This window comes from Prochlorococcus marinus XMU1402 (assembly GCF_017696205.1).
GTDB classification, from domain to species: Bacteria; Cyanobacteriota; Cyanobacteriia; order PCC-6307; family Cyanobiaceae; genus Prochlorococcus_A; species Prochlorococcus_A marinus_AC.
Genome location: NZ_JAAORD010000001.1, coordinates 214,212 through 237,505 on the forward strand (window position 1 = coordinate 214,212; position 23,294 = coordinate 237,505).

The window sequence follows — 23,294 nt, forward strand, 5'->3', positions numbered from 1 at the left end:
CTAATAAGTTTATTAAGTGCAATTTATTGATCAAGCAAACATTATTCTTAAAGCTGGAAAAGGTGGAAATGGAATAGTTTCATTTAGAAGAGAAAAATTCGTTCCTGCTGGGGGACCGTCGGGGGGAAATGGTGGCAGAGGAGGTTCAATAATTTTGATGGCTGATAATAATCTTCAAACATTATTAGATTTCAAATTCAAACATGAAATAATTGCTGAAGATGGATGCAAAGGAGGTCCTAATAAGAGATCAGGTGCTTCAGGTGAAGATACAATCCTTAAAGTTCCCTGTGGTACAGAAATAAGGGATGTTAAAACTGGCATTATTCTGGGAGACTTAACTAAAGACAAACAGAGTTTAACTATTGCTATAGGAGGAAGAGGTGGACATGGTAATGCTTACTATTTAAGTAATCAAAATAGAGCCCCAGAATCATGCACTGAAGGTAAAGATGGTGAGATATGGGAGGTTCAATTAGAATTAAAACTTCTTGCAGAAGTTGGTATTATAGGTCTCCCAAATGCTGGTAAAAGTACTTTGATTTCAGTTTTATCATCTGCCCGTCCAAAAATTGCAAATTACCCTTTCACAACTTTAATACCTAACTTAGGTGTAGTAAGAAAAATTGATGGAAATGGTTGTCTTTTTGCGGATATTCCTGGATTAATATCAGGTGCAGCTGATGGAGTAGGTTTAGGACATGATTTTTTAAGGCATATCCAAAGAACGAAAATACTCGTACAATTAATTGATTCAATTGCAGAAAATCCTTTACATGATTTTGAGATAATTGAGCAGGAATTAAAAAAATATGGGAAAGGTCTTCTTGATAAAGAAAGGATAATAGTATTGAATAAAATGGAGCTGATAGATGATGATTATTTGAAAATAATTACAAAAAAGTTAGAAGATTTATCTAAAAAGAAAGTTTTAGTTATTTCTTCATCTTTAAAAAAAGGTTTATCTTCACTGCTTTCTGAAGTATGGAAAAGGATTTAACTTAAATTAAAGATTTTTTTGTTAAAAAATATACTTGATTTAATAATCAAAATTAGCCATAAATAAGATACTTCTTTAAACACAACATGAATTTCTATAGTTGCTTTGATCAACAAGGAAAAATAATAGCTAGATGTCAAACCATTCAAGATATTGAGGTTTTGAAGAAAATGGGAAGACCAATAGTAGAAGTTAAGGAAATGAAAAATGAAGAGTCAGTTATATGTTCGCTGACAGGAAGTCCATCAGACTTTAATAGAGATTACTAAAAGAATTTAAAAACAAAAAAGGGCTTTAAAAGCCCTTTTTTTATGGATTATCTATAGAAAGCAAACTAATCATCGTAAACAAGACATTCTGGTTCATCCGGGTTGGCATCGCAAAATAGTTCCAAAGCATTAGGGTCATGTTTGTCATCTGGATGATGATCCTTATATTCTTCAAGATCTTTTAGCTCTTCAGTTAAATGTCTGACCTTTGGAAGGTTGCCCTCTGCTTTTGCAGATTCGATTTCCGATTGATCTTTTTGGATGTGTTCGTCAATGGATTTCATTTTAAGCTTTTCATACTTTAGTAGACATACATAACATAGTTAATTTCTAATGAAATTGCATTATCTATGAACTAAATAAGTGTTAATTACAACATCATTTTTTTTTTAGAAATTGATTTTTATATTTTTTCGGACTCTAGTCTCATTATTTCCTCCAGCGATGGTAAAACTGGGATTAGTTGATTTGGGTTTAGAGGGAATAAAGCTTTGTAGTAATCTTTTTTCCATTCATTGTCGAAGCATGTCCTTTTTACGTTAGATAATTTAAAGAATTTTAATCTCCATTCAATAATCTTTTCAAAACTTGATAGTTCTTGTTCAGTACATTTGAAAAGTTTGCTATATATCAATTCCCATCTTATAAGCGTTGGAAAAAGGTAAATATCTGCGTAGGTTAACTCTTCTCCAAATATCCAGTCCCCTTTATTTTTCTGTAGTAAATTTTCAATTTCATTTATAGCTGCGAAAAGATTTTTACTTGCTTTATCGTAAGCTGACTGGTTTCTGGCGAAACCACATTTATATACGCCATCATTAATGCTGTTATTAATTAAATCTAAAAATTTTTGATCACCATCTTTAATACTTAATGCGTGATATTTCGATTCACTTTTTATTGAATTGAGTAGTCTTATAATCTGTGAACTTTCATTAGACAGAATATTTACTTCATCTTTTACAAAGCTTATTAAAAGAGGTAATGTCGCTCTAAAAATAGTCTTTTTATTAGCTTTTTTGTAAAGGTCTGAAAGTCTCTTACATCCCTTAATCTTTGTATTGAAAATCCATTCGCCATGCTCAACATCTGCCTTTAAAAAAATTACTTTAACTTTTTTAGATAAATCTTTTATTTCGTATACGAGTAAAGTTCTTTGACACCATGGACAAGAATGACCTACTAATAAATAAATTTGTCCATTCTCATTATTAATATCGTATTCACTATTAATGGTTATACCTTTAGGCCTTTTATAATTACCATGTAAATCTGATGGCGCGAAGCCATTCATTAATCGGGTCCAAAACCAAAACCAGAATTTTCTGGAGGCCTTTATAAGGTATTTATTTTGCATAAAATTTTATTTTTTAAGAAAAAATGACTGTTCAAAGAATACTTATCGTTTCAGGTACTCATGGGAATGAAATTAATCCTGTGTGGGCTGTTAAACAATTTAATAGAAAGGAAAATAGTTTAAATAATGGTATTGAGTATGAGTACATCATAGGTAATCCTGCTGCATATGAAAAAGGTTGCAGATATATAGATGTAGATTTAAATAGATCTTTTAAAGAAAGTGAGAATTTTGATCAAAACAAGAATAGCTTTTATGAAACTAATAGAGCCAATTTTTTAGTAGATGAATTTGGAATTGACGGATCTAAACCCTGTCAAATTGCAATCGATTTGCACACTACTACTGCAAATATGGGAACAAGCATTGTTATATATGGGAGGAGATCCAAAGATTTTTGTTTAGCTGCATTACTGCAGAACAAATTTGGATTGCCTATTTATTTGCATGAAAAAGATAAAGCCCAAAAAGGCTTTCTTGTAGAAGCTTGGCCATGTGGTTTAGTTATTGAAATAGGAGCTGTCGCGCAAAATTTTTACGATCCAAAAATCATAGATAGATTTTCTCTTATAATTAGCTCCTTAAGAGAAGAGATAGATAAATTAAAAAACAATCTTTTAGAACTTCCAAAGGAATTAGTTGTTCATGTTCATCAAGGGAGTATAGATTATCCAAGAGATGAAAAAGGAGATATTAATGGCCTAATTCATCCTGAGAGAATAAACCAAGATTGGAAAATGATTAAAAAAGGAGATCCATTATTTCTGGATAAACAAGGAATAATTCACAAATATGACGGAGATCAACTGATTTGGCCTGTTTTTATTGGAGAAGTGGCTTATAAGGAAAAAAAGATTGCCATGAGCTACACAAAAAAAGAAGTGATTTGTTCCAAAAAACAATGGGTTCAAGATTTTGAAAGTCTTTAAATTAAGAAACCGGAACAATAAATCACTGAAAACTAATAAGGATTTTTTATTTTATAGATAAGTTTATTTAATATTTAACACTTTTATTTTTTTTCTAATTTTTAAACCTTAAAAACCTAAATTCTTTCACTCCAATAAATAACAGCTCCAAAAGCCTCTAATTGCAGTCTTCTATGCTTAGCCTCTGTTAAGGAAACTACCTCTCTAGATCTTTTTCCATCAAGAAGCCATTCGATTATTACCAAGTTGAATCCTCAATAACAAAGAAAATCTTAAGACATGGAAGTTCTTTTCTCCTGTTTTCCAAAAAAAAAGTTTACTTAAAGAAAATATATTTACACATTTTTAGCGATTTTGGTCTAAAATCATCGAAGCGGAATTTACTTTCCGTTTTTATTTACACGTCTCACTTTAGAGACATACTTTACGAACTCATGACAACTATTCAGCAGCAGCGTTCTTCGCTGTTAAAAGGTTGGCCACAGTTTTGTGAGTGGGTAACATCAACTAACAACAGAATTTATGTTGGTTGGTTCGGCGTCTTAATGATTCCATGCCTTCTTACAGCAGCGGCTTGCTTCATCGTTGCATTCATCGCAGCACCACCAGTAGACATCGACGGAATCAGAGAACCAGTTGCTGGTTCATTCCTATACGGAAACAACATCATTTCAGGTGCAGTTGTTCCTTCATCTAACGCTATTGGTCTACACTTCTACCCAATTTGGGAAGCAGCTACTGTAGATGAGTGGTTATACAACGGTGGTCCTTACCAGCTTGTAATTTTCCACTTCCTAATTGGTATCTCAGCATACATGGGAAGACAGTGGGAGCTTTCATACCGTTTAGGTATGCGTCCTTGGATCTGTGTTGCATACTCTGCACCAGTTTCAGCAGCTTTCGCAGTATTCCTTGTATACCCATTCGGTCAAGGTTCATTCTCTGACGGAATGCCTCTAGGTATCTCTGGAACATTCAACTTCATGTTTGTTTTCCAAGCAGAGCACAACATTCTTATGCACCCATTCCATATGGCTGGTGTTGCAGGTATGTTCGGAGGATCTTTATTCTCAGCTATGCACGGTTCACTTGTTACTTCATCTCTAATCAGAGAAACAACTGAGACAGAGTCTCAGAACTATGGTTACAAGTTCGGACAAGAAGAAGAAACATATAACATCGTTGCAGCTCACGGCTACTTCGGTCGTTTGATCTTCCAATATGCAAGTTTCAACAACAGCAGAAGTCTTCACTTCTTCCTAGCTGTATTCCCAGTTGTTTGTGTATGGTTAACTTCAATGGGTATATGCACAATGGCATTCAACCTTAACGGTTTCAACTTCAACCAGTCAGTTGTTGATGCAAACGGTAAGATTGTTCCTACATGGGGTGACGTTCTTAACAGAGCTAACCTAGGTATGGAAGTAATGCACGAGCGTAACGCTCACAACTTCCCACTTGATCTAGCAGCAGCTGAGTCTACAACAGTAGCTCTTTCAGCTCCAGCTATCGGTTAAGCTTAAAGTTCTTAAACTTACAAGCCCCCATTTTGGGGGCTTTTTTTTGTTTAATTTTCAATTGGTTTCATATAATGTTTATATATAGATAAAACATTTGATATTTCTATGAGTAGTAGTTTTGGAAAAATTTTTCGTGTTAGTACTTTTGGAGAATCACATGGTGGTGCAGTAGGAGTTATCCTTGATGGATGTCCACCTAAGTTAAAAATAGATATAAATCTGATACAAAATGAATTAGATAGGCGCAGACCTGGCCAAAGTGACATTACAACACCCAGAAATGAAGAAGATAAAATTGAAATATTAAGTGGGATAAAGGAAGGGTTAACACTTGGAACTCCAATAGCGATGTTGGTAAGAAACAAGGATCAAAGACCAAGAGATTATAATAATTTGGAGCAGGTATTTAGACCTTCTCATGCAGATGGTACATATCATCTGAAATATGGAATTCAGGCAAGTTCTGGCGGTGGAAGAGCCTCTGCAAGAGAAACAATCGGGAGAGTAGCTGCTGGTGCCGTAGCAAAACAATTATTAAAAAGCTTCTGTAACACTGAAATACTATCTTGGGTAAAACGTATACATGATATCGATTCTGATATAAATAAAGAGAAGATTTCTCTTAAAAAAATTGATTCAAATATTGTTAGATGTCCTGATGAAAAGGTATCAACAGAAATGATAGAGAGAATTCAAGAATTGAAGCGTCAAGGAGACTCTTGTGGCGGTGTTATTGAATGCCTTGTAAGAAATGTTCCGTCAGGTCTTGGGATGCCTGTTTTTGATAAATTAGAAGCTGATTTAGCAAAAGCTTTGATGTCTTTGCCTGCCACAAAAGGCTTTGAAATAGGTTCAGGTTTCTCTGGAACTTATTTAAAAGGAAGCGAACATAATGATGCCTTCATTAAATCTGATGATATTAGGAAGTTAAGAACAATATCTAATAATTCAGGCGGTATACAGGGAGGAATAAGTAATGGCGAAAATATTGAGATGAAGATAGCTTTTAAACCTACAGCAACTATCGGGAAAGAACAGAAAACAGTAAATGCTGAAGGGAAAGAAGTATTGATAAAAGCAAAAGGGAGACATGATCCATGCGTTCTACCAAGAGCAGTCCCTATGGTTGATGCTATGGTGGCTTTAGTACTTGCAGATCATTTACTTTTGAATCAAGCGCAATGTGGCTTAATGAATAATTAGTAGTTTTGTTAAATAAATTATATTTGTATTTAATTTAATTATTTTTGAGCCATTCAAATATTTTTGGATCAAATCTTTTATTTATAATTGCTTTATCTCCAATCACGATTGCTTTATATCCTATAGATTTATAAGTTTTTACATCATTGATTGATAGACCTCCAGCAGCAATGAAATTAATGTTTTTAAAGTTAAGTATATCTATCGAACTATCTTTACTTTTTATTGGATAAATTTTGATTATTGTGCAATTTAAATTTATCGCTTCCTCAAAATCTTTTAAATTTTTAATTCCGGGAATTAATAAATAATTTTTTGTCTTTGCATAATTGAAAAGATCTTTATCCCAAAATTTCATCATCGAAAAATTTAATCCAATTTTTAATGAATCTTCTATTGATTGCTTATTAACTATGGAGGCAGAGCCTAAATTAATTTTGGGATATTTGAGTTTAATTTCGGATACAAAATCCAACCAATTTTCGTTATTTGACCAACTTATTTCAATATTCTTTAATCCTAATTTTACTAAGCTTTCTAAATCTTCAAAAAATAAATTCTTTATAGATGTATTTAAGTAAATCTTATCTTCAGGTTTTATCAGTAAAAAAAAAGATTCTTTTAACAGTAAATTAGAAAAAGAATCTTCCTTAATGTCCATTAAGTATTTAAATTTTTAAACTAAATATAGTTTGCAACTTTGACTTCTGAGCGGTTAAGCAAGTTTTCAATATCTTCAGTATCTATTGTTTCTCTTTCAATGAGCATTTGAGCCATTTCGTCGAGGACAATTCTATTATCTGTCAAAACTTTTTTAGCTCTTTTGTATGCCACATCAACAAGCTCTGAAACCTCAACATCTATAGTCGCAGCAGTATCTTCAGAGAAGTCTCTTGTAGAGCTCATATCTCTTCCAAGAAACATTCCACCTTGAGATTGACCTAAAGCGACTGGACCTATTTTGTCACTCATACCGAATTTAGTGATCATTTGTCTTGCTACATTGGCTACTTGCTGTAAGTCATTCGAAGCTCCAGTTGTAACTTCTTCTTCTCCATAGACTATTTCTTCGGCAACTCTTCCACCAAGAGCTACAGCCATTTGATTTTGAAGGTAAGAACGAGAGTAAAGACCAGATTCCATTCTTTCCTCACTTGGAGTAAAGAAGGTTAAACCTCCAGCCTGACCTCTAGGAATTATTGAAACTTTTGCTACGGGATCGTAATCAGGCATTAATGCTCCAACGAGTGCATGACCAGCTTCGTGATAAGCAACTAATTCTTTTTTCTTGTCACTGATGACTCTATCTTTCTTTTCTGGACCTGCCATAACTCTCTCAATGGCATCACCGACTTCATCATTACTAACTTTATCTAAATCTTTTCTTGCTGCTAGTATTGCTGCTTCATTTAAAAGATTAGCTAAATCAGCACCAGTAAATCCTGGTGTTCTTCTAGCTACTTTATCTAAATCAACGTCTTTTGAAAGAGTTTTATCTTTTGCATGAACATTTAATATCTGCAATCTTCCAGCGTAATCTGGTCTATCTACTGTGACCTGTCTATCGAATCTTCCTGGACGCATTAAAGCTGAATCTAATACATCAGGTCTGTTGGTGGCTGCAACAATTATTATTCCTGAATTACCCTGGAAACCATCCATTTCGGTTAAGAGTTGATTTAATGTTTGCTCTCTTTCATCATTTCCTCCGCCCATGCCAGCACCTCTTTGTCTTCCAACTGCATCAATTTCGTCTATGAATACAATACAAGGAGCATTCTTTTTAGCTTGTTCAAAAAGATCTCTAACTCTGCTAGCTCCAACTCCTACAAACATCTCTACGAATTCTGAACCGGATATTGAGAAAAAAGGTACACCTGCTTCTCCAGCTACTGCTTTTGCTAACAATGTTTTTCCTGTACCAGGAGGGCCAACAAGAAGAACTCCTTTTGGGATTTTTGCTCCGACTGCAGTAAATCTATCTGGGCTTTTAAGAAAATCTACAACTTCTGTTAGTTCTAATTTGGCACCTTCAACACCAGCAACATCTGAAAAGGTTACTTGTGTAGATGGTTCCATTTGCAGTCTAGCTTTGCTCTTTCCGAAACTCATGGCAGGGTTGCCACCCCCAGCATTACCACTTTGGGATCTTCTGAAAAGAAAAAATAAGCCTCCTATCAAAAGTACCGGGAAAATTAAGCTACTTACAGCCTGTTGCCATGGATTGGCTAATTTTGTGGGAGTTACAGCTATATCTACATTATTCTCAGTCAGTATTTTTAATAAATCTTTGTCAGGGGCTAAATTGACCTCAGACCTGCTCCCATCATTTTCAACAACTTGAGCTGTGGCATTATCTGGAGAAATTAGGACTCTGCTGATTTCTTTATCTTGCACTGCCTCTATAAAATCACTATATCTCAAGGTTTTTGTAGAACTTTCAGTACTAGGTTTATCAAAAACTGAAGTACCAATGAAAATTACAGTAATAACAGCTAGGACATAAAGTCCTACGTTTCTCCAACGTTTGTTCACGATAAAAAATCTTTCATAAATCTATAATACTAATAATAAAACAATATTAAGAGCGTCTTAGAACATCTACTACACTTTTGAATGCAAACCATTCAGGAATTGGTTCGCCATTCCTTAATTTCCTTCTAAATTCAGTACCACTAAGTTTCATGATTTCATAATTAAATTCTTTGGCTTCTTCAGCTGTTATGTATCCTTTTTCCTTTGTATAAACTAAATTTTTTGAAGGAACAGTTTGCATCATCAATTCATCTGCACACTTATTCGCAAAATTCTGGGCGTCATATGGACCATAAAAATCTTCACCAGTTGATGAAGACTTACAACCAGCCATATCTCTACCAATAATAAAGTGGGTGCAGCCATAATTTCTTCTGATTATCATATGTTGAATAGCTTCTCTTGGCCCTGCCATATGCATTGAATAAGGTAAAAAAGCCCATTTTATTCTTTCATCAGATATTTCCTGTTCTAATTCTTTATAGGTCAAATATCTAACTTTTCCAGGGATATCATCTTGTTGAGTTGGTCCACATGTTGGATGAACTAAAACAACTGATTTAGAGGAGACATTATCTGAAAGTAAGGCATTAGTAAATAATTCATAATGTGCTCTATGAATTGGATTTCTGCATTGAAATGCAACTACATCATGATTTGATGGCAGTGTAGATCTAACTTCTTCTGGGGTTTTGCAGGGGAATTCTCTAATTGGCAGTTCGAAACCATAAACTCTTCCTCCTATATAAAATCTCCCTCTCTCGTTAAAAATCATCTTAACAGCAGGATGATCTAAAGAATTAGTACCATAACAAAGTTCGGCTTCTAAGGATTTGTCAGGCTCCCATTTTGAGCTAACTTCTAAAACTGCTATTTTTTGTTTTTTATAAGTAAGCAATATTGTCTCTCCAGTTTTTACTTTTTCATTATTTGAATCAAATACTATAGGCAAGCCAAAAAGCAACCCATTTGTATTTCTATTATTTTTAATTACCGAATTGTAGTTATTTTCATCCATAAAACCTTCCAATGGAGAAAAAGCTCCAACCATCAGAAGTTCTACATCGCATGCATTTCTCTCGCTACATTCAAACTCATAAGTAGCTTTAGAGATAAGATCATTTTTAAGGTTTTTATCTTGGATAATTAAATTTTTTAGTTCCCCTCCATAAGGCGGTATTAGTCCATTAGTATCTGTTTTGGTTTTTTGTTGCAATTCCATTTTTTAAATTGATAAAGAAAAATTTTGAAAAAAAAAAGGGGTTTAACCCCCTTTTGCTCTTAAGTAGGATTTATGCCTTTCTTCCGTAAAGCTCCCCAATTATTTTTACATCAAGTGGATCCTTTGAACCCATATCTGTATCTGAAGGTTGGATTGCCTCAAAAGTACCAGCAAATTCGTCTGTGTCAGAATCTACATTGTTGATTGAAAGAGTAATAACGCCAGTACCGTTTACATCAACTTTAATATTTTCTTTTGCAAGTTCTTCGTCATCGCCTCCTAATGCAACTAAACCTTGAGCATATTCAACACCAGTATTTTTAGCTCTTGCCTTAGGATCTAGAAAGTCACCAGTTCTATAGTTAGGTGTAAATGTTGAACCACTAATCTCGGTGCCTGGCTCAATTGATGAAGGTAAATCAGCTGTAAGATCTTTTGCTGAGAATGCAAATGGCACCTCTAAGCCACCAGGAGTTAATACGGTTATAAGTTGAAAATCAATACCACCTTTTTCATTGAAAGTTCCTGAATCTATATCTCCATAAACTTCTGTCACTGTGGTGTTATTTCTAGGACTAATAATTTTTGTAGAAACAAATTCTGCAGCTTTTCGTTTTGTCCCTGGCACTTTTACATAAACTTCTGTTGGATGCATGCATATTCCTTTAAGGCTATCTCCATTCCCTAGAGATATTGATCCGACAAGAGATGAGTCTAATGTAGGGCAATCATTAGCTTTTCCTGTGTTAACAACATCTGTGAATTGTGCATTTCCTCTTTCAGAAAAAGCAAATGTTTTAACAGGTACGAAAGCAAAAGTTATACAGATTGAAATAACAAAAGCTAAGAAAGAACGAATTCTCATAATTAAAGTTGCAGTAAAGTTCTGTGACGATAGATTCAAGGTCATCTAATAAGTTCAGTACGGATATTACAAGGGAAAGGACCATAAAAGATAGGACTATTAAATCCTCGAAACAACCCGTAGCTTTTTAGATTTTAAAAAACTGGAATTATTTTAAGCTATCACATTATTTTTAATGATTAAGATTACAAAAAAATACAAATTAAAAAATTTTTTTATTTTTTTAATGAAATAATTTGGGTAATTAATTTATTTGCTAAATCAATTTTTGATGTTTTGTTAATGTAGTGTTCCATATTATTAGTATCGAATAGCCAACCTTCATTTTGTGCCAAAAAGCCAAATCCTTGTCCTTCAAGATCAATTGGATTTGCGAATAGATAATCACAACCCTTTTGGATAATCTTTTCTTTAATTGTCATTCGTGCTTCTTCGATAGATCCTGTAAAAGCACAAAAGCCTACAAAAACTTGGTTATCTTTTTTTGATTTACTAATTGTTTTTAAAATATCTGGGACTAGCTCAAAGTTTTGATTCAAATGAGCATTAATTTGATTTTTTGGAATTTTAGCTGAAGTATCAGAGGTTATCTTGAAATCAGATACTGCTGCATTCATGAAAAAATAATCGCAATTTGATATTTCATTATTAAGTGCACTAATTAAATCAACACTATTTTCAATTTCATATCTTTTTATTCCATCAGTAAGATTCTTATCGATTTTCAGAGGCCCATGAACATATTTTACTTGTGCTCCTCTGAACCTCGCTACTTGAGAAAGAAGTAGGCCCATAGCTCCAGAACTTTTGTTTGTAATGTGTCTTGCCGCGTCAATTTTTTCTGAGGTACATCCTCCAGTTATTAAAATTTCTTTATTAAGTAAATCTTTGCGATATTCATTTTGTTTGTGTGAAGCTAAAAATTCAAGAGCTAATTGGATTAGATCATTTGGAGGTATCTTACCGATGCCAATAGCGTCACATGCTAAGAGACCTTCACTTGGTTGCAAAGACAAAACATTTTCGTAATTCTGTAAATTCTCATAATTTTTTTGGACAGCTTTATTTAGCCACATTTGTGTATTCATTGCTGGTGCAACAATAATTGGCTTTATATTTGCTATTAAGATGCTCGGGATCAATCCCTCAGCATTTCCAGTTACCCATTTTGATAATGTTGTCGCTGTTAAAGGGGCGATGATTAAAATATCAGCCCAATTACCTAGTTCTATGTGAAGAGGTGTTGATTGACTATCAGACCATTGATCATTTTCTAAAATGCATGGGTTTCTACTTAAAATAGAGAGAGAAAGCGGCTTTATTAATTTTTCTGCATTTTTTGATAAAACGCATCTTATTTCATAGTTTTCTTTCGCTAATTGGCTAACTAATAATGGAATTCTTACAGCTGCAATACTCCCAGTTATTAATAAAAGAACCTTTATTTTGGAGTCCTTTGTTTTAGTTTTCATCGAAGGGTTCCTGATCAAGGAGATGGATATAATCAGATGTTAATTCAGGTCTATTTATTGCAAGGGCTCGCAGTAAGTGCCAGTCTTTTAAACCATCAAATGGTGTAGTGTAATTATCTTCTTCTAATCTTGTTGCAAGCTCAAGGGTCTTTTTTTCATCAAAAGAATTTACTAGTTCTTCACTTATTTTATTTTCAGAAGTAAATTTCATATTGAATAAAAACAATATATTTTAATAATAAAGCCTTAAGTAATTATTTAAAATCTATGAAAGTATTAATTACATATTTCCCATAATTATGAAACTGTAAAAAGGTCACTATAGTTCTGTTTTTATTAGGTCATTTATCTTCATTTTCAGTCATAAATATGCAAACTTCCCTTATCAAAAATATGATTTCTTAAAATAAATCAACATTTGACTACATCATGTCGCAAACTAAGAAAGAGCAGGTAATTAGTCACTTACGCTACTTGAGGAAAGAACTAAGAGAAATGCATTTAGACATTAAAGAAGATGGTCTTTTTCCTGAGGCAGGTGAAATAAGAAAAATTATGGCTCAATTAGAGGCTTTACTTGAATTAGTAGAGGGAAACACTAGAATTCAATCAAATCCTAAAGCAGCTTAGTTGAAATTAAATGGTTTTTAGGCCTCAAAAGACAAATTTTCAACTAAAGATTGTAGAAAATATTCAAACACTAAGTATTTGGGCTAATAATCCATGGCGAAGATATTCAATTTCTTTAATTATTCTTCTGATTGGTTACTTTTTAGGAAGTTCTCTTGGTATGGTAAGTGCCGTTGTGGAACTGATGGATCCTGTGGCTGCTTTCTTATCAGTTGTTTTTATTGAAATTTTGATAGTTCTTAGAAGGAATTTTCGATTTGAAAAGAAAAGAAAATTTTTAGTACTTTTGTTAGATTCTTTAAGATTGGGATTATTTTATGGGTTCTTTACTGAAAGTCTTAAGTTGCTATAAATTTATTTGTTTGATTTTTGTAAAAGATAAAGTAAAGCCATTCTTATCGGGATGCCATTTGCAACTTGATTATTGATTAAGCAATTAGGATATTCATCAACTACTTTACTACTTATTTCAATACCCCTATTAATAGGTCCAGGATGAAGAATTGGAATTTCTTTCCTATTTAAAGATAATTTCTCTGCGGTTAAGCCATAATCCAAACTATATGAATCAATACTGCTTAGTAAATTCTCCATCATCCTCTCTTTCTGGATTCTTAAAACAATAATTGCATCTGCAATTTTTATTGATTCTTCCAATGATCTAGAAATTGTTATTGAGCCTCTTGATTTAACAGGATCTTCTGTTTGATTTGGCGCAGGGGTTTTCAAAAAATTGATAAATTCATCTGGTATTAATGTTTTAGGACCACATAAGATTATGTCTGCTCCAAATGCACTCAAAGCCCAAAGGTTGGATCTTGCAACTCTTGAATGATTAACGTCTCCAACTATTAGAATTTTTTTAGAATTTAAAACTTCTGGACTCAGTGATTTTCTGGAAAAGAATTTTATTAATGTATAGATATCAAGCAATCCTTGGCTAGGATGACTATGTAATCCATCTCCTGCATTAAGAACTGAAGTCTTGGAATTTATTGCATCAAGTTTTTTAGCGATCTCAAAGGTTATATAACTTGATGAATGTCTTATAACTAATGTATCTGCCCCCATAGCAGAATAAGTTATGGCCGTATCGATTATTGTTTCGCCTTTTGTTAAAGAACTAGAGGATGGGGCAAAAGTTTGCACATCTGCAGATAGTCTTTTTGCTGCAAGTTCAAAGCTATTTTTTGTTCTTGTACTAGCTTCAAAAAACAAAGAAGTTACTAAAGTACCCTGTAAAGCGGGTATCTTTTTCGTTCCTGCATTTTTTAGTGCATCAAATCTATTAGCTAATTCAAATACTGACTCATAATCTTGAATTGAAAAATTAGCGAGAGTATGAATATGTTTATGAGGCCAAATTTGCATTACGCTTAAAAAGATAATTGATTATTTAGATTTAGGCATTCTGTCACCTTTTAATCTTTTACTTACACTCCCACTATTTTTGAGATACCAACGCCATTTTATATTTTTTGCCTTTGAAATGCCAATCCTAGTGGTTTGAATAAGATCTTTTTCTTCAATTGTTGTTTTCCTCTGAGAAATCCATAAAGATTTGTTATTAAGAACTTCAAGTGAGTTAAATGATAAGTCTACCCCGAATATCTTAGTAACTAGTCCAGGTCCTGAAGCTAATCTTTCATTATTTTTAGAGATAAAAACTGCCCTTACTAATACACCACTTGCAAAATTTTCTTTATCAGTAACTATGTTTAAACAATGATGGATGCCATAAGATTTGTAAACATAAAACGTCCCAGGTTTGCCAAATAATGATTTATTTGTCTTAGTTATTTTGTGGAAGCCATGACAGGCCTCTTCTTCCTGTGAGTAAGCTTCAGTTTCAACAATAATCCCCTTAATTTGATCTTTCTCATTATTTTTTTTTGTTAGGTAACAGCCTATTAAATCTGGGGCAACAAGTTTAGAGTGCCGACAAAAAAAATTTTTTGGAAATAAGTGTTTTTTTATTTTTCAATATTTATCTAATATTATTTTTAGCTGAGAAAGAGAATCGAAGCTATTAATTGAATTTGATTTTCAAAAAATTGTGATTTTAGGTTTTTGAAATTATTTGGAATTTAAAGAATTTATGAGTAAAAATGCTCTTAATAAACTATATTTATTTAATAGAAACATTGAAATTATGACAAAAATAACTCATGGAGAGGTAAAAAAAGTTGCCAATCTAGCAAGATTAGAACTCAACGATAATGAAATTAGCAATCATGCAGAACAATTAGAAAAAATTTTGGAATATATAAAACAACTCGAATCAATAAATACTGATAACATTCCTTGTACAACAAGAGCTATAGAAGTTATTAATGTATTTAGGAAAGATGAAAAGAAGAATTCGAATTGCAAAGAAGAACTTTTAGAATTAGGTCCATCTAGGGAGGAAAAATACTTTAAAGTTCCTAAAATTATAAATGAATGATCTATCGACTTCCTATAAATGTTTTATTCACTATCTTTAATAAAAATTTTTTTATTTTATAGCTTGGATATAAATTTATGATTTTTCTTATTTTCCCTCTTCTTTTACTATGGCTTCTTACTCCTATTAGTAAATCATAAATAAAGTTAAAAATGTCTTCCTTACTTTCAAATATCCCAACTCTTTGAGGCGATCCTTTCATATCCAAAAGTGGCTTAGTTTTTTCATAAGCTACTTTGTATTCAAACCAAGGAATAGAAGGCCATAGATGATGAATGAGATGGTAGTTTTGACCCATTATTAATAAATTCATAAATTTGCTTGGATAAACTCGAGAATTTATCCATTTATTTCTTGATCGAAAAGGTCTATGTGGTAAGTAATCAAAAAATATTCCTAAAGTTACTCCAACCATTAATGCTGGTCCGAACCATAGATTATAAATTAGATTCATGAAATCAAACTTTATACCTGCCAAGATTATTGTTAAAAAGATAGATCTTTCAATTCCCCATTGAAATAATTCATATTTTCGCCAGAGTTTTCTTTGAAAGAAAAAAACTTCATGATAGAAAAATCTTGGAGCAATTAGCCAAATTGGACCGAAAGTACTTACGATATGGTCAGGATCATTTTTGGGGTGATTAACGTGAATATGATGTTGTAAGTGAACTCTTGTAAAAACTGGAAAACTAAATCCTAAAAGAATTGCTGAGCCATGACCCATTGCTTGATTTATCCAAGGGATTGGATGTGCAGCTTTATGGCATGCATCATGAATAACAGTGCCTTCAATATGTAAAGCTAGAAAAGCAGTGGCTACAAGCAATGGTAGGGGCCATACACCTCTGTACCACTGCCATATGCTAAGGAAAGCGAGAAAATAACCACCGAAGAAAAGACCTAATGTGGGATTCCAAAAACTTGGCGGATCTACGTAATTTTTTATCTCCTTTTGCCAATTAAAAGTTTTTGAAGGATTAGTAACTTCTTTTTTATTTGTACTGGTTAAGTTTGAAATCGTTTCTTATATTCTTTAATCAATATAACTAATATTTTTATGTGATTGCATGATCAGATCTAAAAAAATTTTTTAAAAAGATTTTTTAATAAATTTTTATGTGTCAAATTAATCACCTAAGGTTAAAAATATTTTTAAAATAAACCTCTTTCAATTATTATTTTATGTGAGCGGTCGTGGCGGAATTGGTAGACGCGCGAGTTTTAGGTACTCGTATCTTCGGGTGTGGGAGTTCAAGTCTCCCCGACCGCACTTAAGGAAATTCTGATAGTAAGTTTTTTTATCTGTATCTACTTCTTATAATTTAATTAATCATTTTAATTAATATTTTGATAACTTATTTAGGAATTTTCTATATTTTTATTGGGACTGTGTTTTTATTCGTCCCGCTATTTTATCTTGAGCTTGGAAGACCAAAAGACTTAATAAAATCTTGTTTAAATTTATTAATAGGTTTAATTTTGATAATTAAAAATAAAACTTTAGATGATTTATTTTTCTTAATTTTTTTATTATTTACTATACTTGTTATTTTGTATCTTTTGGAGCTTTTTTCATTTAGATGGAATCAATTGACAGCTAAAGAAAAAAATAAATTAACTACTTTTTTGGAATTCAAAAATAATCTTTCGAAAATTTTAGAAGCTATTAATCTTGGCGTTAAGAATTTTGCAAAACCTTTAAATTTATTTAATTTTGGTAGCAATAATCAAAATAAAAGCCAGAAAAAGTGGGTAAGAAATGATAAAAATGATAATATAAAAGTCTGAAACTAAATCAATTGGTTATTCGAAACATGGCAAAAAAACTACAGGTCAATTAAGAAAGAATATAATAAATTAGATTTATTTAAACAATTCTATTGATCACTAATATTTCCTATTCAGTCGTATGAAATCTCAAAATAGCAAAGAAAAAAAATCAGACTTTTCTTATAAAGAGACTTTAAATTTACTTAAAACTGACTTCTCAATGCGTGCTAATTCAGTTATAAGAGAACCCGAGATTCAGAGTTTTTGGGATAAAAATAATATTGATTTCGAATTAGGTTCAAACAATTTAGGAGAGACATTTACATTGCACGATGGCCCACCTTATGCAAATGGAGCTCTTCATATGGGTCATGCTCTCAACAAAGTTTTAAAAGATATAATCAATAAATACAAAACCTTGAGAGGATTCAAGGTTCATTACGTTCCTGGTTGGGACTGCCATGGATTACCTATTGAATTAAAAGTAATTCAGAATTTAAAATCTGATGAAAGAAAGAATCTTGACACTCTAAATCTCAGAAAAAAAGCAACAGATTATGCCTATTTACAAATAAAAAACCAAATGGAGGGTTTCAAGAGGTGGGGCATATGGGGAGATTGGGATAACCCTTACTTAACTCTTAAGAAAAGTTATGAAGCTGCTCAGATTGGAGTATTTGGGAAAATGTTTTTAAATGGATACATATATCGAGGTCTTAAACCTGTTCATTGGAGTCCGAGTTCGAGGACTGCACTCGCAGAAGCAGAATTAGAATATCCTGATGAACATTATTCAAAAAGTATTTACGTTTCCTTAAAAATCACTAAATTATCTGAAAATATTATTTTGGGATTCTGTAAAGAAAATCCAAATATTGAAAAGGATTTTCTTCTAAGAAATTCTTTCGTAACTATTTGGACCACAACACCTTGGACCATACCTGCAAATGAAGCAGTAGCAGTAAATCCTAAAATAAAATATGTTTTTGCTATTGATGAAGAGAAAAGAATATACCTTTTTGCAAAAGAATTATCTTCTGAAATTAGTAATAAATTTAGTAAAGATCTTAAGACTCTTTTTGAGACTGCAGGTGACTCCCTGGAAAATATTGAATATCAACATCCCACCAAAAATAAAAATTGTAGAATTGTGATTGGCGGAGATTACATCACTACAGAATCAGGTACTGGAATTGTTCATACTGCACCAGGTCATGGAGTAGATGATTTTAATGTGGGGCAAAAATATGATTTACCCATAACATGTGTTGTTGATGAAAAAGGTAATCTAAATGAATATTCTGGTCAATTCAAAGGATCAAATGTCTTAAAAGACGCAAATGATTTAATTATTGAATATTTAAAGGTAAATAAATTGCTTATATTACAAGAAAATTTCAAGCATAGATACCCCTATGATTGGAGAACCAAAAAACCAACTATTTTTAGAGCAACGGAACAATGGTTTGCATCTGTAAACGGCTTTAGATCATCTGCATTAAAGGCAATCGAAGAAGTTGAATGGATGCCGACAACTGGAAAAAAAAGAATTTATTCTATGGTCGTTGGTAGAGGGGATTGGTGTATTTCTAGACAAAGATCTTGGGGGGTTCCAATTCCAGTTTTTTATAAAAAAAATGGTAATGAAATTCTCCTAAACAACGAGATAATTAATCATATTCAAGAACTTTTTAGTGAACATGGAGCAGATATTTGGTGGGATTGGGATGTTAAGAATCTATTGCCAGAAAATTATGTAAAAGATTCTGGTTTATGGAAAAAAGGAACAGATACAATGGATGTTTGGTTTGATTCAGGTTCTAGTTGGGCGGCAGTGTGTGAACAAAGAAGTGAATTGAAATACCCAGCAGATCTTTATTTAGAGGGCTCAGATCAACACAGAGGTTGGTTCCAGTCTTCATTACTTACATCTGTTGCAGTTAATAATAAACCTCCTTATGAGAAAGTTTTAACTCATGGTTTTGCACTTGATGAAAACGGAAGAAAAATGAGCAAATCTTTAGGTAACGTTGTTGATCCAAATATAATTATTAACGGAGGTAATAATAAAAAAACTGAACCTGCTTATGGTGCTGATGTTTTAAGGCTATGGGTAAGCTCTGTAGATTATTCAGTAGATGTTCCAATTGGTTCAAATATACTTAAGCAACTATCTGACGTTTACAGAAAAGTTCGTAATACTGCAAGATATCTTCTAGGGAATATTCATGATTATGAACCTAATATTGATAGTTTTGAAATTAATCAATTGCCGCTCTTAGATCAGTGGATGTTAGGCAGATTAGTTGAGGTTACAGACCAAATATCAAATGCTTATGAAAATTATGAATTTTCAAGATTTTTTCAAATTTTACAAAGTTTTTGTGTTGTAGATCTATCAAACTTCTATTTGGATATTGCGAAGGATAGGTTATATGTTAGTTCTAAATCGCAATTTAGAAGAAGATCATGTCAGTTTGTGATGTCTAAAGTAGTTGAAAATTTAGCAGTTCTTATTTCTCCAGTACTTTGTCATATGGCTGAAGATATTTGGCAAAATATCCCATATTCGACTAAAGAAAAATCAGTATTTCAAAGAGGATGGCCAATTTTTTCAAAGTCATGGAAAAATGAAACTCTTAATGAACACATCACAAATTTGAGAAATTTGAGAGTTGAAATTAATAAAGCTATAGAGGGATGTAGAAACAAACAAATAATTGGAGCCGCTTTAGAAACAGAAGTTAATTATTTACCTGAAGATAAAGTTATAAAAGATTCTCTGATTTGGCTAGATAGATTTGGTAATGAAGATGTAGATTTATTTAGGGATTGGCTAATAGTTTCAAATTTCCAAGTGGTATCTAATTTAGCTGAGAGTTCTCTAATTATTGATAATAATGAACTTGGAAAGATCCAAATCTTAAAGGCTGATGGACAAAAATGTGATAGATGTTGGCATTATCAAAAAGAAACTTTTAGTGGAATCCAAAATACAAAATTATGCAAAAGATGTTCAAATATCATTAATCTTGAATTTTCTTAAATCCAATTTTCTTTATGCAAAAAGAAAAATGAGTTTTGATTTTCTCTTATAAAGTTATCTTTGGTTTCACTTAAGGGTGCTTTAAAAAGTTTAAACTTTGTAAGTACATATTTAAATTCAATAGCTTTCTTTTCTAAATCTATTTCAATTGGATGAGTAGTAGAGCTACTGATACCTTTGAAAATTATGATTTCTAACTGTTCTTTATGATTTTCTTTTGGAATAAAACCCTCTATTATAAGTAACCTATTAGGTATCAAGGAACTTATTTCTTCTAAGTTTTTTAATAAATCAATATCTGCCATTTTCTGAAAAGGAAGAGTTTCTTCCATTTTTTGGTAATTTAATTATTGACCATTGAATCAAGCCTAATGTATAGATTAATAATGCAAATAATCCTAAAAATTTTGCTATTGGCTGAGTAAAGTTAGCTCCAAAGAAAAAATTAAATAGATTTTTGATTACGATATAAAATTTTGAAGACGGTTGAAGCCACATAGCACATGCAGCCGAATTAATAGAAGAAAAGCATTTAACGTTTCCTAAACTTTGGATTAAGAAATTGAGAGATATAAAAGTAAGAGACCATCTCCATACTTTTGTTGTTGTGGTAAGCGGGTAAGTAAGATTATATTCTTTTAATTCATCATTTATATCGTTCCAAAACCAAACTGAAATTGTCATTAATAATGTTGAAATATTTGTTACTAGAAGAGCATAATTATATTTACCTATTAGAAGTAAAAGGCTTATAAAAAATAAAAGGGATATTTTCCAATAAATTGATAGAAGTTTATTAACAGCTTGATTTCTTTTCTTAATTGACCAAAAGAACAAGGTAACAGGAATACCAATAAAGAAAATTATTGAAAGTTGAAAAGATAGCCAAATAGAAAGTTGATTAAAAACGTTCAAAACTTTTTCTTTTTACATACATAATAATTAAACATCAAACTGTTACTTTTTAACTTACTATTGTCATAGTTATGAATATTATGCATCCTAATATTATTGCCGAGGAATAGATTAATAACTGTATGAGACAGCATGTTAATCCCCTGAGTAAAAATTTTAATGAAGTTGAGAGAATCCCTTCTCTGACTGAAATGTTTGATGATCCTTATTTGAATCTGCATTTGGATATAGGTTCTGCTGCTGGTGACTTTCTATTTGAGTTAGCTTTAGTTAATAACAGTTGGAATTATTTAGGAATTGAAATACGCGAGAAATTAGTTGAAACTTCTAAAGCAAAAGTCCGAGAAAGAGAAATTAAAAATTTATACTTTGCATTTGGCAATGCTATTAATATTTTGAAAGATGTCAAAAATAATTTTATTATCAAAAATGTAAAAAGTATTTCCTTTAACTTTCCTGATCCATGGTTCAAAAAAAGACATTATAAAAGGCGTGTAATTCAAACAGAATTTATCAATATTCTCTCAAATTCATTACAAAAAGGATGCCTAATTTTTATTAAAACTGATGTAAAGGATTTATTAGATTATATGGATAATACTATATTAAGTAATTTTAATTTTAAAACCATAGATAATAAGGATATTAATTATTCTAGAAGTTTTAATCCAAATAAAGTTCAAACTAATAGAGAGAAGTATGCGATTGTTAATCAGCTTGATATTTTTGAAAAGATTTATATAAAAATTTGATTCTTAATTAATTCATTATTTTATTAATTTCCAAAGATAGTTTTTTCGTTATTTCGCTAGATAAAGAATTAACTTCCGTCTGATTTTTGGCCTCAATCAGAACTCTCATTACGGGTTCTGTACCGCTAGGCCTTATATAAATTCTAAAATTATCTGAGTTATTAGCCTGGTAACTTGCTATAGTTTGATTAATTAAATTTTTAGCTTTTTGATTGATCTTATTAATATTAAAATCTAAATCGATGTTGGTTAGTTTCTGAGGAAAAGGGTTGAAACTAGTTTTTAACCAATCATTTAAAGTTATATTTTTCTTTTTACAGTATTTAGAAATTTGAATTGCAGTCAATATTCCATCTCCAGAAAAGTTATTAATTTTTGAAAGTATATGGCCTGATTGCTCACCTCCTAAAACAGCTCTTTTTTCTTTAATTGCCTCATGAACGTATTTATCTCCTACATCAGTTCTATATAAAAAACCACCAATTTTATTCCAGGCTTTTTCAAAACCTAAATTTGCCATTTGAGTTGATATAAGCAAATTATTCGTCAGAATTTTTTGTTCCATAAGTTCCCTACCCCAAAGAAAAAGAATATGATCTCCATCTAGTACATTACCTTTAGAATCTAGTCCAATTACTCTATCGGCATCACCATCGAAGCTAAATCCCATATCTGCAGGATTTTCTTGTAATGCCTTTTTTATTGGTTCAAGATTAGTAGAACCACATTTCATATTAATTTTTGATCCATTTTTCGTATTATTAATAACTCTTACATCTGCTCCAAGATTCTGAAAAATTTCTTTTGCGCAGGTTGTTGCTGAGCCATAGCATGTGTCTAATATAATTTTTATACCGCTTAAATTTACTCCGCCCATTGTTTGGATTAAGCCTTTGATATAAATACCCATAAGCTCTTTATTTGTTTTTAAAGAGAGCTCTTTGGTGTGAACTGATTTATTTTGACTTTGTTCTTCAACAAATTTTTGAATTTTATTTTCAAAATTTTTTGTAATTTTTTGACCATTATGATCAAAGATTTTTATTCCATTATATTCGGGTGGATTATGACTCGCAGATATCATTATCCCGCTACTCATTTTTTCTTTTTTAATTAAAAAAGGGATTGCCGGGGTAGGGCATATACCAATATTTACAAATTTTTTACCACTTGCATTTATACCATTTGCTATAGCTTGAAGCAGAAAATTTCCACTAATTCTTGTATCTCTTCCAATTAATATAGGATTATTATTTTCTAAATTCGCACCCAAAGCATATCCAACTTTATAGGCTAGAGCATAAGTTATCTCTTTATTAAATCTTCCTCTTATCCCATCAGTACCAAAGATTGATTGCAT

At 31.8% G+C, this 23,294-nt stretch carries 26 protein-coding genes and 1 tRNA gene; 12 read left to right on the forward strand and 15 right to left on the reverse strand.

The window, feature by feature from the left end:
* Nucleotides 1-16 precede the first annotated feature (16 nt).
* Entirely contained in the window at nucleotides 17-1,000 is a 984-nt protein-coding gene (gene obgE / locus HA141_RS01140) for a GTPase ObgE (protein ID WP_209116345.1), read from the forward strand.
* Nucleotides 1,001-1,086: 86 nt separating this feature from the next.
* Nucleotides 1,087-1,269 carry a hypothetical protein gene (locus HA141_RS01145; protein WP_209116346.1) on the forward strand — a complete coding sequence of 61 codons (183 nt, stop codon included), beginning with the start codon at nucleotides 1,087-1,089 and terminating at the stop codon, nucleotides 1,267-1,269.
* A 65-nt stretch (nucleotides 1,270-1,334) separates the two neighbouring features.
* Here HA141_RS01145 and HA141_RS01150 read toward each other — a convergent pair whose 3' ends face one another.
* Together HA141_RS01150 and HA141_RS01155 are read right to left on the reverse strand one after the other, a co-directional pair.
* Nucleotides 1,335-1,553, reverse strand: coding sequence for a Calvin cycle protein CP12 (locus HA141_RS01150; RefSeq protein WP_209116347.1), 219 nt, complete (start codon nucleotides 1,551-1,553; stop codon nucleotides 1,335-1,337).
* A 119-nt stretch (nucleotides 1,554-1,672) separates the two neighbouring features.
* Entirely contained in the window at nucleotides 1,673-2,626 is a 954-nt protein-coding gene (locus tag HA141_RS01155; RefSeq protein ID WP_209116348.1) for a glutathione S-transferase family protein, read from the reverse strand.
* A 23-nt stretch (nucleotides 2,627-2,649) separates the two neighbouring features.
* On the opposite strand from HA141_RS01155, the gene HA141_RS01160 reads away from it, so the two are divergent.
* Nucleotides 2,650-3,555 carry an aspartoacylase gene (locus HA141_RS01160; protein WP_209116349.1) on the forward strand — a complete coding sequence of 302 codons (906 nt, stop codon included), beginning with the start codon at nucleotides 2,650-2,652 and terminating at the stop codon, nucleotides 3,553-3,555.
* A gap of 116 nt (nucleotides 3,556-3,671) precedes the next feature.
* On the opposite strand, the gene HA141_RS09675 is transcribed toward HA141_RS01160, so the two are convergent.
* Nucleotides 3,672-3,800 (reverse strand): hypothetical protein, encoded by a 129-nt coding sequence (locus HA141_RS09675; protein ID WP_257472429.1) that lies wholly within the window; start codon nucleotides 3,798-3,800, stop codon nucleotides 3,672-3,674.
* Between the two features lie 189 nt (nucleotides 3,801-3,989).
* Here HA141_RS09675 and psbA point away from each other — a divergent pair, with 189 nt between their 5' ends.
* Both psbA and aroC read left to right on the forward strand, forming a co-directional pair.
* Complete coding sequence (psbA, locus tag HA141_RS01165) at nucleotides 3,990-5,072, forward strand: photosystem II q(b) protein (protein ID WP_002805533.1); 1,083 nt, start codon at nucleotides 3,990-3,992, stop codon at nucleotides 5,070-5,072.
* A gap of 108 nt (nucleotides 5,073-5,180) precedes the next feature.
* On the forward strand, nucleotides 5,181-6,278 hold the full coding sequence (gene aroC / locus HA141_RS01170; RefSeq protein ID WP_209116350.1) for a chorismate synthase: 1,098 nt from the start codon (nucleotides 5,181-5,183) through the stop codon (nucleotides 6,276-6,278).
* A gap of 34 nt (nucleotides 6,279-6,312) precedes the next feature.
* Here the strand turns inward: aroC and HA141_RS01175 are convergent, their stop codons facing one another.
* The 6 genes from HA141_RS01175 to isiD form a co-directional block, all read right to left on the reverse strand.
* Nucleotides 6,313-6,939, reverse strand: coding sequence for a bifunctional 4-hydroxy-2-oxoglutarate aldolase/2-dehydro-3-deoxy-phosphogluconate aldolase (locus HA141_RS01175; RefSeq protein ID WP_209116351.1), 627 nt, complete (start codon nucleotides 6,937-6,939; stop codon nucleotides 6,313-6,315).
* Nucleotides 6,940-6,959: 20 nt separating this feature from the next.
* Nucleotides 6,960-8,813: an ATP-dependent zinc metalloprotease FtsH gene (gene ftsH, locus HA141_RS01180; protein ID WP_209116352.1), complete on the reverse strand. Its 1,854-nt coding sequence runs from the start codon at nucleotides 8,811-8,813 to the stop codon at nucleotides 6,960-6,962.
* Nucleotides 8,814-8,859: 46 nt separating this feature from the next.
* Nucleotides 8,860-10,035, reverse strand: a complete 1,176-nt coding sequence (gene sat / locus HA141_RS01185) for a sulfate adenylyltransferase (RefSeq protein WP_209116353.1) — start codon at nucleotides 10,033-10,035, stop codon at nucleotides 8,860-8,862.
* A gap of 70 nt (nucleotides 10,036-10,105) precedes the next feature.
* The gene (locus HA141_RS01190) at nucleotides 10,106-10,900 is read right to left on the reverse strand and encodes a photosystem II manganese-stabilizing polypeptide (RefSeq protein WP_209116354.1); all 795 of its coding nucleotides are present in this window, start codon (nucleotides 10,898-10,900) and stop codon (nucleotides 10,106-10,108) included.
* A 215-nt stretch (nucleotides 10,901-11,115) separates the two neighbouring features.
* Nucleotides 11,116-12,372 (reverse strand): bifunctional phosphopantothenoylcysteine decarboxylase/phosphopantothenate--cysteine ligase CoaBC, encoded by a 1,257-nt coding sequence (gene coaBC, locus HA141_RS01195; protein WP_209116355.1) that lies wholly within the window; start codon nucleotides 12,370-12,372, stop codon nucleotides 11,116-11,118.
* Nucleotides 12,362-12,583, reverse strand: a complete 222-nt coding sequence (gene isiD, locus HA141_RS01200) for a protein IsiD (protein WP_209116356.1) — start codon at nucleotides 12,581-12,583, stop codon at nucleotides 12,362-12,364. The genes coaBC and isiD overlap by 11 nt, the downstream gene beginning before the upstream one ends.
* A 218-nt stretch (nucleotides 12,584-12,801) precedes the next feature.
* Between isiD and HA141_RS01205 the strand changes: the two genes are divergently transcribed.
* Both HA141_RS01205 and HA141_RS01210 read left to right on the forward strand, forming a co-directional pair.
* Nucleotides 12,802-13,002 (forward strand): hypothetical protein, encoded by a 201-nt coding sequence (locus tag HA141_RS01205; RefSeq protein WP_209116357.1) that lies wholly within the window; start codon nucleotides 12,802-12,804, stop codon nucleotides 13,000-13,002.
* A gap of 10 nt (nucleotides 13,003-13,012) precedes the next feature.
* A complete protein-coding gene (locus HA141_RS01210) occupies nucleotides 13,013-13,354 on the forward strand; it encodes a DUF565 domain-containing protein (RefSeq protein WP_209116358.1) in 342 nt (113 codons plus the stop codon).
* Between the two features lie 2 nt (nucleotides 13,355-13,356).
* On the opposite strand, the gene HA141_RS01215 is transcribed toward HA141_RS01210, so the two are convergent.
* Both HA141_RS01215 and HA141_RS01220 read right to left on the reverse strand, forming a co-directional pair.
* The gene (locus HA141_RS01215; RefSeq protein ID WP_209116359.1) at nucleotides 13,357-14,373 is read right to left on the reverse strand and encodes an aspartate carbamoyltransferase catalytic subunit; all 1,017 of its coding nucleotides are present in this window, start codon (nucleotides 14,371-14,373) and stop codon (nucleotides 13,357-13,359) included.
* 21 nt (nucleotides 14,374-14,394) lie between these two features.
* Nucleotides 14,395-14,979 carry a DNA-3-methyladenine glycosylase gene (locus HA141_RS01220; protein WP_209117875.1) on the reverse strand — a complete coding sequence of 195 codons (585 nt, stop codon included), beginning with the start codon at nucleotides 14,977-14,979 and terminating at the stop codon, nucleotides 14,395-14,397.
* 175 nt (nucleotides 14,980-15,154) lie between these two features.
* Between HA141_RS01220 and gatC the strand changes: the two genes are divergently transcribed.
* Nucleotides 15,155-15,448, forward strand: a complete 294-nt coding sequence (gene gatC, locus HA141_RS01225) for an Asp-tRNA(Asn)/Glu-tRNA(Gln) amidotransferase subunit GatC (protein ID WP_209116360.1) — start codon at nucleotides 15,155-15,157, stop codon at nucleotides 15,446-15,448.
* Nucleotide 15,449: 1 nt separating this feature from the next.
* Here gatC and HA141_RS01230 read toward each other — a convergent pair whose 3' ends face one another.
* On the reverse strand, nucleotides 15,450-16,397 hold the full coding sequence (locus HA141_RS01230; RefSeq protein ID WP_373921807.1) for a fatty acid desaturase: 948 nt from the start codon (nucleotides 16,395-16,397) through the stop codon (nucleotides 15,450-15,452).
* A gap of 242 nt (nucleotides 16,398-16,639) precedes the next feature.
* Between HA141_RS01230 and HA141_RS01235 the strand changes: the two genes are divergently transcribed.
* From HA141_RS01235 to ileS, 3 genes are all read left to right on the forward strand, one after another.
* Nucleotides 16,640-16,721, forward strand: a tRNA-Leu gene (locus HA141_RS01235).
* 77 nt (nucleotides 16,722-16,798) lie between these two features.
* Complete coding sequence (locus tag HA141_RS01240; RefSeq protein ID WP_245157249.1) at nucleotides 16,799-17,239, forward strand: Ycf66 family protein; 441 nt, start codon at nucleotides 16,799-16,801, stop codon at nucleotides 17,237-17,239.
* Between the two features lie 121 nt (nucleotides 17,240-17,360).
* Nucleotides 17,361-20,267, forward strand: coding sequence for an isoleucine--tRNA ligase (ileS, locus tag HA141_RS01245; RefSeq protein ID WP_209116361.1), 2,907 nt, complete (start codon nucleotides 17,361-17,363; stop codon nucleotides 20,265-20,267).
* Here ileS and HA141_RS01250 read toward each other — a convergent pair.
* Together HA141_RS01250 and HA141_RS01255 are read right to left on the reverse strand one after the other, a co-directional pair.
* Complete coding sequence (locus tag HA141_RS01250) at nucleotides 20,264-20,599, reverse strand: hypothetical protein (protein WP_209116362.1); 336 nt, start codon at nucleotides 20,597-20,599, stop codon at nucleotides 20,264-20,266. The genes ileS and HA141_RS01250 overlap by 4 nt on opposite strands.
* Nucleotides 20,559-21,182, reverse strand: a complete 624-nt coding sequence (locus HA141_RS01255; RefSeq protein ID WP_209116363.1) for a DUF3177 family protein — start codon at nucleotides 21,180-21,182, stop codon at nucleotides 20,559-20,561. Before HA141_RS01255 ends, HA141_RS01250 begins: the two co-directional genes overlap by 41 nt.
* A 122-nt stretch (nucleotides 21,183-21,304) precedes the next feature.
* On the opposite strand from HA141_RS01255, the gene trmB reads away from it, so the two are divergent.
* Nucleotides 21,305-21,934, forward strand: a complete 630-nt coding sequence (trmB, locus tag HA141_RS01260; RefSeq protein WP_209116364.1) for a tRNA (guanosine(46)-N7)-methyltransferase TrmB — start codon at nucleotides 21,305-21,307, stop codon at nucleotides 21,932-21,934.
* A gap of 7 nt (nucleotides 21,935-21,941) precedes the next feature.
* Here the strand turns inward: trmB and glmM are convergent, their stop codons facing one another.
* Complete coding sequence (glmM, locus tag HA141_RS01265; protein ID WP_209116365.1) at nucleotides 21,942-23,294, reverse strand: phosphoglucosamine mutase; 1,353 nt, start codon at nucleotides 23,292-23,294, stop codon at nucleotides 21,942-21,944.

Excerpts from the sequence above, each read along its gene's own strand:
- HA141_RS01145 (WP_209116346.1), top strand. The coding sequence starts at position 1,087 with ATGAATTTCTATAGTTGCTTTGATCAACAAGGAAAAATAATAGCTAGA.
- HA141_RS01150 (WP_209116347.1), bottom strand. The coding sequence starts at position 1,553 with ATGAAATCCATTGACGAACACATCCAAAAAGATCAATCGGAAATCGAA.
- HA141_RS01155 (WP_209116348.1), bottom strand. The coding sequence starts at position 2,626 with ATGCAAAATAAATACCTTATAAAGGCCTCCAGAAAATTCTGGTTTTGG.
- HA141_RS01160 (WP_209116349.1), top strand. The coding sequence starts at position 2,650 with ATGACTGTTCAAAGAATACTTATCGTTTCAGGTACTCATGGGAATGAA.
- psbA (WP_002805533.1), top strand. The coding sequence starts at position 3,990 with ATGACAACTATTCAGCAGCAGCGTTCTTCGCTGTTAAAAGGTTGGCCA.
- aroC (WP_209116350.1), top strand. The coding sequence starts at position 5,181 with ATGAGTAGTAGTTTTGGAAAAATTTTTCGTGTTAGTACTTTTGGAGAA.
- HA141_RS01175 (WP_209116351.1), bottom strand. The coding sequence starts at position 6,939 with ATGGACATTAAGGAAGATTCTTTTTCTAATTTACTGTTAAAAGAATCT.
- sat (WP_209116353.1), bottom strand. The coding sequence starts at position 10,035 with ATGGAATTGCAACAAAAAACCAAAACAGATACTAATGGACTAATACCG.
- HA141_RS01190 (WP_209116354.1), bottom strand. The coding sequence starts at position 10,900 with ATGAGAATTCGTTCTTTCTTAGCTTTTGTTATTTCAATCTGTATAACT.
- coaBC (WP_209116355.1), bottom strand. The coding sequence starts at position 12,372 with ATGAAAACTAAAACAAAGGACTCCAAAATAAAGGTTCTTTTATTAATA.
- isiD (WP_209116356.1), bottom strand. The coding sequence starts at position 12,583 with ATGAAATTTACTTCTGAAAATAAAATAAGTGAAGAACTAGTAAATTCT.
- HA141_RS01205 (WP_209116357.1), top strand. The coding sequence starts at position 12,802 with ATGTCGCAAACTAAGAAAGAGCAGGTAATTAGTCACTTACGCTACTTG.
- HA141_RS01210 (WP_209116358.1), top strand. The coding sequence starts at position 13,013 with ATGGTTTTTAGGCCTCAAAAGACAAATTTTCAACTAAAGATTGTAGAA.
- HA141_RS01215 (WP_209116359.1), bottom strand. The coding sequence starts at position 14,373 with ATGCAAATTTGGCCTCATAAACATATTCATACTCTCGCTAATTTTTCA.
- gatC (WP_209116360.1), top strand. The coding sequence starts at position 15,155 with ATGACAAAAATAACTCATGGAGAGGTAAAAAAAGTTGCCAATCTAGCA.
- ileS (WP_209116361.1), top strand. The coding sequence starts at position 17,361 with ATGAAATCTCAAAATAGCAAAGAAAAAAAATCAGACTTTTCTTATAAA.
- HA141_RS01250 (WP_209116362.1), bottom strand. The coding sequence starts at position 20,599 with ATGGAAGAAACTCTTCCTTTTCAGAAAATGGCAGATATTGATTTATTA.
- trmB (WP_209116364.1), top strand. The coding sequence starts at position 21,305 with ATGAGACAGCATGTTAATCCCCTGAGTAAAAATTTTAATGAAGTTGAG.
- glmM (WP_209116365.1), bottom strand. The coding sequence starts at position 23,294 with ATGCAATCAATCTTTGGTACTGATGGGATAAGAGGAAGATTTAATAAA.